Source organism: Paenibacillus sp. NPDC057886 (assembly GCF_042796655.1).
Classification (GTDB): domain Bacteria; phylum Bacillota; class Bacilli; order Paenibacillales; family Paenibacillaceae; genus Paenibacillus.
Genome location: NZ_JBHVMZ010000004.1, coordinates 286,464 through 298,539, shown reverse-complemented (window position 1 = coordinate 298,539; position 12,076 = coordinate 286,464). Strand labels below are relative to the sequence as shown.

Genomic DNA, 12,076 nt, shown 5'->3' with positions numbered 1-12,076 from the left:
TCTGTTCTCGAATATGTGTGGAAAAAATTATTTTATTAAGAATGTCACAGATATAAGCCCTTATTTGTCTTAAGATTGTAAACCAAAATACGGAGGCGAATGAGATGAATTTAAGAGTAAACTATAGAGTGGCTAATCCGGGGGCTTTCAAAGCGATGATGGCCATGGAGCAGCATGTTTCGGGTCAGTTTGAAGATAAAGTGTTATATGAGCTGTTGAAAATCCGTGTATCGCAAATCAATGGCTGTGCGTTTTGTCTCGATATGCATGCCAAAGATCTGTTGAAGCTGGGAGATTACGCCGATCACATTTTACTGCTGAGTGTGTGGCGCGAGGTACCTTTGTTTACGGAAAAAGAACGTGTTATGCTGGAACTGGCTGAAGCCGTAACCCGTATTTCGGATCAAGGCGTGCCACTTGAGTTGTTTGAAAAAGTGAAAGAACATTTCAGTGATGCCGAACTGGTGGATCTGATTCTGGCGATCAATACCATTAATAACTGGAACCGGATTGCGATTACAACGGGGATGTATCCTGGTTGCTTTAACTAATTGAATTTACGACCATCTGCCAGAGGAGGCCATTCTTATGAAATCCAATTTCTTCACCAATGAGCCAGAAGTGTCTTCTCTGGAGGTTGGTGATCTGTACATTCGCTACAAAGCCTATGCCTTTTCCATAGCTTACCGCATGCTCGGCAGTGTTGTAGAGGCTGAGGATATTGTTCAGGATTGTTTTGCAGATCTGCAAAGCAAGTCCCTTAATGACATCCGTAATGCCAAGTCCTATATTGCAAGACTGGTTGTCAACCGAAGTCTGAATCTGTTGAACTCTGCCCGCAATCAAAGGGAATGTTATGTTGGGGAATGGCTTCCTGAGCCAATGAGTGACGGTGAAATAGCCAACATTCCGGAGGAAACGATGCAGCAAAAGGAGATGATCTCCTACGCTTATCTGGTTATACTGGAGCAGCTGTCCCCCACGGAGCGTGCCGTTTTTGTACTTCGTGAGGCATTCCAATATGAGTATAACGAAATAGCGGATTGGTTGGGCAAATCAGAGAGCAACTGTCGTCAGATTTTTAGCCGGGCAAGACGCAAACTTCCTGATAGACTTCCATCGATGGAACAGAGCTCTGATAATTATGCTGCAAAAGAGCAAGTGCTTGCCCGCTTTACCACAGCTTTTCTAAATTATAATGTCTCCGAGATGCTCGATCTGCTGGCCGAACAACCTATTTTTACCGCAGATGGCGGTGGACGTGTGCATACGATCATGAGAACGATGAGAGTTCGCAAGGGTGTACTCGCTTTGTTGACCTCTCGTCGGGTACTTACCCGATTGAGAGAACGAGAGTGGTTGCCCACAGTTATTAACGGAGAGCCTCACCTTGCATTGTTGGAGAACGGGAAGTTGTCTGAAGTGCTTTGTCTGGAACTGGACTCTCTCGGAGAGCGGATTGAGGGATTCTATCTCGTGGTGAATCCAGACAAACTCAAGTCGGTATGTATGATATGACCCATTTTAAAATAGAAATTTTAAATATTGAAGCCGTTGCGAATTCATTTGCATCGGCTTTTTTCGCATGCCCAGTAATACGTTCTTAGGCATGGGAAACTCCAATTTACAAATAAACAATTGACGAATGACTAAAAATGAAATAAAGTTTCAAAAGAAACTTTATTTCATTTTTTTTATTTTTGCTTTGTGCATTTTTTTCGGAGGAGGTATGAATAATGATGAACAGTGTTCAAGGATTCAGAGAGCTTTCCCCAGCCATGGCAGATCTTGCTGGGGGGAAAGGGGCCATGCTGGCCAGAATGTTTCAAAAAGGCTACCCAGTGCCTGATGGATTCATTGTATTGCCCATGGCCTTTGAGGTATCGGGCCTTAATGCCGAGTCTTGGGAGGATATCCGAAATCGGGTGTATGTGATGAGACAGAACCAACCAGGGGCACAGTTTGCAATACGCTCTTCAGCGATGAGTGAGGATTCGGAGAATGCTTCATTCGCTGGAGAATTCGAGACGTTATTAAATGTCAGGACAGATGAAGAAATTCGTGAGGCGCTTATGACTGTGTATCGTTCTCGATCTGCGGAGAGAGTGGAGTCATACAGTTCAGCCAAGGGTTATGGAAAAAAACATCAAATTGCTGTCGTTGTTCAGTTGATGGTCGACCCTGATTTCGCAGGAGTATTATTTACAGTTGATCCTCTGACAGGGAGCCATTTAACCATGAAAGGAAATTATGTGCATGGTTTGGGAGAAAGGCTTGTATCCGGTGAAGCCAATCCGCATTCATTCACACTGGCAAAACCTCATGGGAAGTATCAAGGACCGCAGGAACTGCGTACATATGCCAGAAAGTTATACAACTATGCTTCAAAGCTTCACCGGGAGCAAGGGATGGCTCAAGACATTGAATGGGCTGCAGTACAAGGTAAGCTTTATATGCTGCAAGCAAGGCCAATCACTACATTGAATCCGGGGAATAAGCATAGCTATGAATGGAATGACTCGTTTACTGGTGATTTCCTGTGGACCAATACAAACGTAGGGGAGTCCATACCGGACGTATTAACACCACTTAACTGGTCTATTCTTCGAGAACTGGATCTGGAGCAGCAAGTTATCCCGGGGTACTATATGTTCTCAGGAAACATTTGCGGAAGGGTTTATTCGAATATTAGTATGTCAGTCTCCGCATTTCAGGCGTTAGGCATGCCCAAACGATTGTTGCTGAGTAAAATGAGCCATGTTTTTGGCACGTTGCCTCAAGGAACAGGCATGCCTTGGTTTCCATTTAACAAATGGGAATTACTCAGGGCAATGTGGCCTAGAATCCGGTATGCAAATCGGCGGACCAAGGAAGCCATCAGGCAAATGCCGCAACACCTAGAATCAACAATAGACTGGTGTATTCAGATTAAAGCCTCCATTCATGAAGTTCAGACCCGTGAGCAGTTACTACACCTTTGGAACACAGAACTGTGGCCCCGAAATACATCAGCCCTTTGGTCTGCGTTCGAGGGGAGCAGCCCCAAAATGCAAAAGTATATGAAAGTAAAACAGAAACTGGTTTCAATGCTTGGTGAGCAGGAAGCTGATCTGCTGCTCTCCAATGCGGGAAACACTACAAAACTGGAGAGTCTTGGCCCCTTAAGAGGAATCTATAGTGTTGTTAAGGGTCAGATGACACATGAGGAATACCGGAAGCAATATGGACATCGCGGGCCACATGAGCATGAACTCTCCATTCCAGATCCGGGAGAAGATGTGGCATGGCTGAATCATCAGATTCAGAATTGGGAGGATTCACCTGTGAATGTGGAAGCCATGTTATTACAACAGCAAGTTCAGTACAATAAGGCATGGGAAAGATTCAGGCAGTCTTATCCGATCAGAGCGAAACGGTTAAGCAGGAAACTGGTCAAATTGCTGGAAGGACCAGCATTGCGTGAAGCAGCCCGATCGGAATGGACTCGTGTTTTTCGGGTAAACCGCTTTTTTGTTCAGAAAGCAGGAGAGCTATCTGGAATGGGTGAGGATATATTTTACTTTTACCTTAAGGAAATCCTTGTATGGTTGGGAGGAGGAGAGCTACCTGTAGGCGATATATCGGCAAGAAAAGAAATGTATAATCGATATCAAAATCTGCCTTCGTTTCCTAACCTGATCCGCGGTCGCTTCGACCCTTTCATGAGAGCACCAACTCCAGATCACCATGATAATGCTGTGCAATTAAATGGATTTCCCGGGGCGTCCGGCCAGATTGAAGGGATAGTTAGAATTCTGACTAAGCCTGAGGAGGGGGATATGTTGAAGCAGGGTGAGATTTTGGTGACTTCAACAACCAACGTGGGTTGGACGCCTCTTTTTCTCAAATCTGCTGCTATTGTTACCGATATTGGAGCACCCTTGTCTCACGCGGCCATTGTTGCCAGGGAACTGGGGATTCCTGCAGTTGTTGGTTGTGGCAACGCAACTTCGAGTTTGAAGACGGGGGATCGTATCCTGGTCGATGGAGCCAAAGGTAAGGTATATTTATTGTAATTCAGCACATGTGACTTAAAGGATGCTATCGTGATACACTGAATGCCTAGAGTTTAAGCATATGATGAGTATCGGAGGCTGAATATTGTGTCACCTGAGCATCAACGTAAATCGGGACTTCGGGAGCGGAAAAAGGCCAAGACCATGACAGCGGTACAGAGTCAGGCTCTTCGACTGTTTCAGGAACAGGGCTACAAAGCAACGACAGTAGAACAGATCGTGGAAGCAGCGGAAGTATCCTACAGCACATTTTTTCGGTACTTTAACAGCAAAGAAGATGTGCTGATGACGGATAATTACGATCCTTTGCTGATTGCTGCATTTGAGGAACAACCTGTCCATCTCGGACCCATTGAGGCTTTGAGAAAAGCGATGATTGCTGAAATTTCCACATGGTCTGCGGATGAACTTAATACGATGCGTCAACGGAATACTCTGATTATGAGTATTCCAGAGCTCAGAGCCTCGTTAATGAATAATATGGCCCAGATGATGCATCTTGTTGCAGAACTGGTTGCCACACGAGTTCATCTCGATCCGGAAGATATTGCAGTTCGCAGTTTGGCTGGGGCGGTTATCGGTGTTAATATTTCCGTTATGGAGTATTATGCAGACCACCCGGATGAGGATTTTGGTTTGTTGCTTGAGAAGGCATTAATCCAGTTGGAAAAAGGATTTCAGATCTAGAACACAACAAAGCGGCACATCCTTTGATAAGTGTAGATGACAAGAACTTGGGTTATCTACTATATGGTGCCTTTTTCTTTTTATATGACTATAAGGACTGCCGCTTTTTGTTGTATTCCTGGAATAGATATTAATTAATTACTCGCCGACAAACTGTTTAGATACAGATTCGATTATTTTCTCTATTTCGGGAGTGAGTTCATCATTGTTTTGATTAAGCAGAGGCAAGATCCGTTCGATCGTATCCAGAAGCACACTTTTGGTTTTGGGATCCCGGTTCTTAACCGCTTTTTCATAAGCTTTTTTTACTTCTGGATCAAGTGTACGAATCTCTTCTTCGGTGTACCAATCATAAGCAGGCGAGTTGTCACTTCCGTAAAACAGATAACCTACAAATAACAAACGCTCCACCGCTGTTGTGCAACCGGAATTCGGGTAGTTATTCAGAAAGGCTTCCTTCTCTAACGTGCGCCGGATTAACTCATCCCAGGATATAACAATGGCGGCATCCGACGTGGTGGGCTGGTTGGATTCGGCAGCCATTATATCAATATAGGCAGCAATGTCGGGTTTTACGTAGGGTTGGAATTTTTTGTAGGCTTCATAGTTGATAACAGGATAATAAATACCCTCACTGGTCTCAAGTTTGTATCCAAGATCGGAAGCTTGCTGCAAAAATTTGCGTATGGCCGGATCCTTGATCTCTTTGAGCAGACTGCTGTACGTCGGCTTCTTTTCATAACCTATTTTGGAATGAGCCTGTGAAAGGGCTGTTTGAATCCGATCTGTATAGATCTTTTCATCCATTTCAGCCAGTTTGATGCCCTGAATGCTTTCCAGTTGCGTGGTCATCAGGGTAGCCTGCCAAGAGCTGACTTCATGCACATGGTTCATTAAATATTTGCGTGCCTGGATCAGACTGGCTAAGGATTTCACTGCATTTTTCCAATAGATCTGAAACTGATGATACACCGCTTTGGAAGCCGGAACGGGGGCGGCTGATACCGTCTGGGGCACTAGAGTTGTACCAATGGTAGTGCAGCCTAACGTAAAGGCGAGAAAACCAAGTTTAACAGCATTATTCAACCGCATCCAATATTCCCTCCCGAAATGGAACAATAAGTGATAATAAATGATTTATATGACTTCTTCACATCACTAGACCTCGATCGATCCGTCGACCATGTAAAGGATTGTATATTCGATTAAACCAGTTTTTGGTAAGCAGATCAAGTGAATATTCATTGTCCTTTAATTGTAGAACAAAGAACAGCCATTGCAACCTGTTACGGTTGAATTGGCTGTTCTTTGTGGTCCGTACTTTATTAATATTAATGGAGAGGAGCTTTATTGTTCGTTGGCATCTGCGGTGCGCCGGTTGCTGGTACGTAAGCCTTAAGCATCTGCTGTGTGTCATTTGCATTGAGTTGCGGAACTTGGTAATAAGCATTTTTGTTTTGATACATAAAAATTTCGTAAGCCATCTCGATGAAATGTTGTACCTGAGAAGCAATTACACGGCGTACTGTCGGATTTGTGATTTCAGGAGCAGACATGGCGAGCAGAGAAGCGTGTGATTTGATCAGACCCAGCATATGACCGCTGATTCCGGCATCTTTTACATCAGCCAGGGATTGGTTTGGTTTTTTTGGTGCAGTTGGCTTAAGACCATACACAGGCGGAACCATGTCTGGAATCATGTAGGTCGCTGTCTCCTGCCCAGGTTTCTGTCCAGTGGAGAAACATTCAGCAGTCAGATTGTACTGGGACAACATGAAATTGTACTGGCGGTCAAGAATATCAAGCAGTTCGGTATCTTGTACAAATGTTCTGGAGATCATGTATTGATCCAATACGTTGATTGCACATGATAGAACTTCATGCATATCGAACATTTCATGTCCGCCATGGTTCATATGTGGTGTTAGGCCTGGATTTGCTTCATTTCTGAATTGCATTTGATTTTCATTCATGTGAATTTGATTCTCCTTTGGGAAGTGGTATGATTCTAGTATGGTTTTTACCAGTAAAATTATGTAATGATTTAATTTGAATTCTGAAAATAGTAGATCAGGGGCGTGAATTGCCACAATACGGCATGAAAGACAAACGAGGACTGAACCTTCGTGTGGAAAAGGATAAGGAAGAAATCACCCGATAATTCGAAAATAATGGAATTCAGTTCCATTTCAAGAGAGGTCAGAATCATTGAGAAAGCTGAACTATATTAAAATTTTTATTTTCCTTAGTGTGGTTACTGTCGTGACGGTGGGCTTGTATTATGCAGCTGCGAATTGGCTGGATCAGCGTTATTTTCGGTTTCTCATCTGGAATCTGTTTCTGGGCTGGATTCCTTTTGTATTCTCCTATGTGGCCTATGGCTTCAGCCATGCTAAATGGAAAAGGGCAGCATGGTTTGCCGTTGCAAGCGGACTGCTCTGGCTATTGTTCTTCCCGAACTCTTCCTACATTGTAACGGATCTTGTTCACCTGACGGCACGCAGTTCCCGCTATTATGGCGGAGGCACTGGATTGGACTACAAGTACTGGTATGACTTAATTGTGGTCTTGATGTTCGTTTGGACGGGCTTGTTGCTCGGATTCCTGTCGATGTATCAGCTTCAGGAAGTGATCCATTACAAAATGGGACGTTGGGTTTCATGGATCTTTGTGCTAGGGGGTTGTGCACTGGGGAGTTACGGTGTCCTGCTGGGACGTGTTTATCGCCTGAACAGCTGGGATGCGTTAACCAATCGAGAGACGCTGGTTGAACTTATGCACGAGAGCGTGAGTCGTCCGTCGCTCGCGTTCTGTATGTTCTTTGGCACATTTATTCTTACAATCTATGCAACGTTATACTATCTAATTAATACGAGATCTGCACATAATAGGAAGACGGAGGTTGGAAGTTCAGTGGCTGATCTGCAAGGCTTGCGATAATTGCCTGTTTAGCATCGGAGCAATTTCTGTTCATTCTATTGTGTGATACGCATTTTGAAGGGCTGTCCCAAAGTCATGAATATGACGGGACGCCCTTTTTGGTTTAATGAACTCAGTTCATACTACTATTGGACAAGATATGCATTTACTTCTTATTTGGAATTAAATTCAGAATGGTCTGCACAACCAGTTCAGGTTCATCATGAATAACCATATGACCACTTTTCGTGGCAATGAGAAGCTGGCTATCCTCTGATATGTTCAACATATTACGCTGTCCCGATTGCCAGATGGATTCCAGTTCCTCTCCAACTTCAGCTGAAATTCCTGCCTGAGCATAGTCCTGCGGGAGTCCGCGCGCAATGATTCGTACGGGGATCGATCCGAGCTTTTGATCCCTAATGGCATCTTCTGTTGTATAGGCGAGTTCGGCTTCTTCCTCCTTGGCATGAAAAAAGGAGGGGGTTGCGATTACATTAATAAACGCATCCCGATCTTGCTTGGCAACAAGCCCCTCAAGCATAAAGTTTGGAAACAGCCTGAAGCTCCCTGACAACTTCAGTAAGGATAATAAGGAGGCAGGCGGGTTACCTTGAAACTGAGCTTGTTCCAGCAGGACTTTCGTATTCTTTTCATCATCCTCAGGTCTCGCATCAATCAGGACAAGGCCCTGGATCTCACTTATGTAGGTCTGTGCAAACAGCCTTGCATACATTCCACCCAGAGAATGACCAACCATAATATATGGGCCACGGATGCCTTCTTTCTCCAGGGCATCATGCAGCTCCTTAACGATGTTTGCGCCTGTGCGTTCTGATGGTGCGGACTCACTCCATGCATATCCCGCGCGATCATAAGTAACCACGGTTGCATGTTTTGCCAGTTCAATTGGAATGTCTCTCCAAGACAAACTAGTCTCGCCACTGCCCGCCTCCATAATGATGGTTGGGGTACCGACACCCTGTTGGTGAATATGAAGCTTGTAGGCTCCGGTTTCAACTAATCTTCCATGAGGGGGATATTCCGCTCGGCTATGAGAAGAGGCGTACCATTCATAGAGGAAACCTGAGCTGATAACTAATAACACTGTAATGAACAGCATAAGCATGAATTTTAATGCTATCCATTTTTTACGTCGCTTGCTTGGAATGCTTGTGTGCATCATCCGCTAATTCCTCTTTCTATAATGTTTTTATAATACAATGTATTAAAAAGTTATTATAGCACGATGTATTATTAAAAGCGAAGCTTGGTGTATAATGAAACTATGCCAAAAATCGTAGATCATGAAAAACAAAGAATAATCGTTGCTGATGCGGCCATTCGTGTCATTCGGAATAACGGACTGGATCATGCTACCGTACGAAATATAGCGAAGGAAGCGGGTTTATCCGTAGGTTCAATGAGGCATTATTTTGCCACACAGGCTGAACTCTTTTCCTTTTGCATGACCCTTTTTTCCGAAAGGGTGCAACAGAGAGTAGAAGCATTACAGATGACTGATTCTGTATTGAATAATATGAAACAGCTGCTATTGCAATTTCTTCCTTTAGATGAAGACAGGAAAATGGAAATGGAGGTCTGGTTCTCTTTTTCAGCTAAAGTGCTGGTTTATCCCGAACTGCAGAAATTAAGTGATCAGATGCATCAAGGAATGTATAGGTCTGCTCAATTTGTAATTCAAGAATTGCAGAAACAGGGCATGACACGTACGGGAGTGGGTGCTGAGATCGAAACAGAAAAGTTGTATGCCTTGATTGATGGACTTGCCATTCATATGTTGTTGCAACCTGAAAGGCTAACGGTTAAACAGGTGGAAAACGTGATTGAACAACATTTGAGCATGCTTTGTCAGGCATAATTTGAAGCAACTGAAGAGGGGGATTTCCTGCACAAGATAAGGAAATACCCTTCTTTTTTTGTGGAAATATGAAGGTATACAGGGTCTGATCCAGAATAAATTATGAGGAAGATAGGGGCATAGAAATCAAATCAGAAGAAGTCAGGTGAATGATAGAATGACGAGTATAACGGAACTGACACGCAAAATAGAGGAAGTGATGGATAAAGTTGATTTTTCGGGCGTAGTTTTGATAAAACAAAACGGGCATACGCTATTAAGTACGGCTCGTGCATATGCCAATCGAAGTGATGAACGTTTGAATCAGCCAGATACACGGTTCGGCATTGCATCTGGATGCAAGATCTTTACCGCAGTGAGTATATGCCAATTGATTGAACAAGGGAAATTATCGTATGATTCCAGGTTGGCAGATGTCTTGAGTATTAAGTTTCCTCTATGGGATCAAGGAGTTACAATCCATCAGCTGTTAACACATACTTCAGGCATCCCGGACTATTTTGATGAAGAAGTGATGGAGGACTTCGCTGAATTGTGGAAGGAGCGGCCCGTCTATTCGATGCGGCAATTGAATGATTTTTTGCCGATGTTTCAGCATCAGCCCATGAAATCGGCTCCGGGTGAACGGTTCCACTATAATAATGCAGCATTTATCGTATTGGGCCTCATTGTTGAAGAGCACACAGGGCAGTCGTTTACGGACTATGTAGAGGAATATATTTTCAAAAGGTGCGGCATGCTGAATTCGGGTTATTTCGTGACAGATCGGCTTCCGAGTAATACTGCGATCGGATATATGGATCAGGAAGACGGCTCATGGACAAGCAACATTTTTTCCATTCCTGTGAAGGGTGGGGCGGATGGTGGAGCTTATACGACAGCGCCGGATATGATTCGTTTCTGGAATGCGTTATTAAGTAATGAATTGTTGAGCGAAGAAACAACGGGAAAGTTAATCACGCCATATGTGCATGAGGGTGATGACACCTATTATGGGCAGGGGATCTGGATTGATCGGAAAGGGGAGGACCTATTCAAATTGCATGTGATGGGTTTCGATCCTGGGGTATCGTTCATGTCTTCCGTATATCCAAATCACAACGTGCAAGTTGTTGTTCTCTCCAACAAAGAATCGGGTCCTTACCCTATAACGCTTGCCGTGGAAGAGGCTTTGGTAAGATAATTCTAATTCCAACGAAATTTTAGAAAAAGTGAAATAAATAACCCTATAATTACTAGTCAATGACAGGTGAATTATGGGGTTATTTCCTATGTGACCAAAATCAAAGTAACGGTCTATAAGAGCTTCGACAATTGAGGTGCAATCCGTTTGGGGAACACATCCAGTGGAGGCTTTTCCTTTTTTCGTTTGTCATTGGTGAGCACGGCAACGAGTTCAAGAGCCGGGACGATATATACAAATTGACCGCCAAATCCACGGGCGTAGTAATAGTGGAGTATGGGAGTGGGCTGTTCCGAAACCTCGGCTTCCGAAGTTTCGTGGGTATAGACATCCACCCACCAATGCCAAGCGTAACTACCATGATTGGGTGGGGTAACCGTAATGGCGGATTTTGTAGAGCGGCTAACAAGATCACTCGAAATCAGCGACTGCCCGTTCCACATGCCTTGCTGCAAAAAAAGTTGCCCGAATTTCAACAAATCCTCCGGCAACATCTTTAAGCCGAACCCCCCGGTATGTACACCCTGTGGGTCACTTTCCCATTCATACTGTTGGATCCCCAACGGGCCAAATAGATAACGTTCCGCGAACTCAGCTACGGACATACCTGTACTATGCATTAGGATGGCAGACAATATCTGTGATACCCCTGAATTGTATTCCATATATGTACCTGGTACATGACTTAAGCGTTGCTCCAACGCAAAATTCACCCAGTGATCCGTACGCGTCATACGCGGAAATGAATTCTGTCCTCCGAATTCGTCCCAGTTGAATCCGGCCGTCATGGTTAGTAACTGCTCTAACGTAATCTCCGGTTTGCGGGGGTCAGGGTCTGACACCAGCTGCGGGAAAAAGGTGGAGATTGGAGTAGACGCTTCGGGCAGCCATCCGTGATCCATCGCAATACAGATGAGTGCAGACAGCACACTTTTGGTACAGGAATTGACTTTTGCAATATGGGTTGCGGCTTCTTGATTACGGTAGTGCTCGTAAATGATCTCACCACGTATACTGACTAAACAACTGCGCAGATCCAGCGGCGGGATCATTGGATGCAAAATGGATGGTATGGATGAAGGATTCATAGTGTCCTTTCTTATTGGGGACTTATCCCATAAATTGAGTATTCATTAGAAAAAGGTTTGAATCATCATCTTAGCATATGAATAAATAAGTTCTCAATTCATCCACCTCAGACTCCGGGATTAGTAAGAACTGGACCGCAGACTGATTCAGTTGTTCATATTAATTGATACAATCGGGGCACCTACTAAATGGGGTTATTTTACAGAAAAGAGGAACATGAGCTTTGGTCCGTAGGGTTTGACATATCGGTAAAAGTAATTA

General features: G+C 44.1%; 11 protein-coding genes. 7 read left to right on the top strand and 4 right to left on the bottom strand.

Annotated features, from left to right (window positions below; translation table 11 throughout):
* The first annotated feature begins 104 nt into the window (after positions 1 to 104).
* From ACFVQB_RS15570 to ACFVQB_RS15555, 4 genes are all read left to right on the top strand, one after another.
* A complete protein-coding gene (locus ACFVQB_RS15570) occupies positions 105 to 551 on the top strand; it encodes a carboxymuconolactone decarboxylase family protein (protein ID WP_379382031.1) in 447 nt (148 codons plus the stop codon).
* A 37-nt stretch (positions 552 to 588) separates the two neighbouring features.
* Positions 589 to 1,518 (top strand): sigma-70 family RNA polymerase sigma factor, encoded by a 930-nt coding sequence (locus ACFVQB_RS15565; RefSeq protein WP_379440706.1) that lies wholly within the window; start codon positions 589 to 591, stop codon positions 1,516 to 1,518.
* Positions 1,519 to 1,736: 218 nt separating this feature from the next.
* The gene (locus tag ACFVQB_RS15560; RefSeq protein ID WP_379440703.1) at positions 1,737 to 4,055 is read left to right on the top strand and encodes a PEP/pyruvate-binding domain-containing protein; all 2,319 of its coding nucleotides are present in this window, start codon (positions 1,737 to 1,739) and stop codon (positions 4,053 to 4,055) included.
* 87 nt (positions 4,056 to 4,142) lie between these two features.
* Positions 4,143 to 4,742, top strand: coding sequence for an acyl-CoA-like ligand-binding transcription factor (locus ACFVQB_RS15555; protein WP_379440701.1), 600 nt, complete (start codon positions 4,143 to 4,145; stop codon positions 4,740 to 4,742).
* Positions 4,743 to 4,880: 138 nt separating this feature from the next.
* On the opposite strand, the gene ACFVQB_RS15550 is transcribed toward ACFVQB_RS15555, so the two are convergent.
* The gene (locus ACFVQB_RS15550) at positions 4,881 to 5,834 is read right to left on the bottom strand and encodes a hypothetical protein (RefSeq protein WP_379440698.1); all 954 of its coding nucleotides are present in this window, start codon (positions 5,832 to 5,834) and stop codon (positions 4,881 to 4,883) included.
* Positions 5,835 to 6,073: 239 nt separating this feature from the next.
* Complete coding sequence (locus ACFVQB_RS15545) at positions 6,074 to 6,715, bottom strand: spore coat protein (RefSeq protein WP_379440696.1); 642 nt, start codon at positions 6,713 to 6,715, stop codon at positions 6,074 to 6,076.
* Between the two features lie 235 nt (positions 6,716 to 6,950).
* On the opposite strand from ACFVQB_RS15545, the gene ACFVQB_RS15540 reads away from it, so the two are divergent.
* Positions 6,951 to 7,682: a DUF1361 domain-containing protein gene (locus ACFVQB_RS15540; protein WP_379440693.1), complete on the top strand. Its 732-nt coding sequence runs from the start codon at positions 6,951 to 6,953 to the stop codon at positions 7,680 to 7,682.
* A gap of 145 nt (positions 7,683 to 7,827) precedes the next feature.
* Here the strand turns inward: ACFVQB_RS15540 and ACFVQB_RS15535 are convergent, their stop codons facing one another.
* Positions 7,828 to 8,844 (bottom strand): alpha/beta hydrolase, encoded by a 1,017-nt coding sequence (locus ACFVQB_RS15535; RefSeq protein WP_379441383.1) that lies wholly within the window; start codon positions 8,842 to 8,844, stop codon positions 7,828 to 7,830.
* 105 nt (positions 8,845 to 8,949) lie between these two features.
* Here ACFVQB_RS15535 and ACFVQB_RS15530 point away from each other — a divergent pair, with 105 nt between their 5' ends.
* On the top strand, positions 8,950 to 9,543 hold the full coding sequence (locus ACFVQB_RS15530) for a TetR/AcrR family transcriptional regulator (protein WP_379440690.1): 594 nt from the start codon (positions 8,950 to 8,952) through the stop codon (positions 9,541 to 9,543).
* Between the two features lie 157 nt (positions 9,544 to 9,700).
* Entirely contained in the window at positions 9,701 to 10,726 is a 1,026-nt protein-coding gene (locus ACFVQB_RS15525; protein WP_379440688.1) for a serine hydrolase domain-containing protein, read from the top strand.
* A gap of 113 nt (positions 10,727 to 10,839) precedes the next feature.
* Here the strand turns inward: ACFVQB_RS15525 and ACFVQB_RS15520 are convergent, their stop codons facing one another.
* Complete coding sequence (locus tag ACFVQB_RS15520; protein WP_379440685.1) at positions 10,840 to 11,814, bottom strand: serine hydrolase domain-containing protein; 975 nt, start codon at positions 11,812 to 11,814, stop codon at positions 10,840 to 10,842.
* Positions 11,815 to 12,076 lie beyond the last annotated feature (262 nt).

Coding starts and splice junctions, on each gene's coding strand:
- ACFVQB_RS15525 (WP_379440688.1), top strand. CDS start 9,701: ATGACGAGTATAACGGAACTGACACGCAAAATAGAGGAAGTGATGGAT.
- ACFVQB_RS15550 (WP_379440698.1), bottom strand. CDS start 5,834: ATGCGGTTGAATAATGCTGTTAAACTTGGTTTTCTCGCCTTTACGTTA.
- ACFVQB_RS15535 (WP_379441383.1), bottom strand. CDS start 8,844: ATGCACACAAGCATTCCAAGCAAGCGACGTAAAAAATGGATAGCATTA.
- ACFVQB_RS15560 (WP_379440703.1), top strand. CDS start 1,737: ATGATGAACAGTGTTCAAGGATTCAGAGAGCTTTCCCCAGCCATGGCA.
- ACFVQB_RS15565 (WP_379440706.1), top strand. CDS start 589: ATGAAATCCAATTTCTTCACCAATGAGCCAGAAGTGTCTTCTCTGGAG.
- ACFVQB_RS15570 (WP_379382031.1), top strand. CDS start 105: ATGAATTTAAGAGTAAACTATAGAGTGGCTAATCCGGGGGCTTTCAAA.
- ACFVQB_RS15520 (WP_379440685.1), bottom strand. CDS start 11,814: ATGAATCCTTCATCCATACCATCCATTTTGCATCCAATGATCCCGCCG.
- ACFVQB_RS15545 (WP_379440696.1), bottom strand. CDS start 6,715: ATGAATGAAAATCAAATGCAATTCAGAAATGAAGCAAATCCAGGCCTA.
- ACFVQB_RS15530 (WP_379440690.1), top strand. CDS start 8,950: ATGCCAAAAATCGTAGATCATGAAAAACAAAGAATAATCGTTGCTGAT.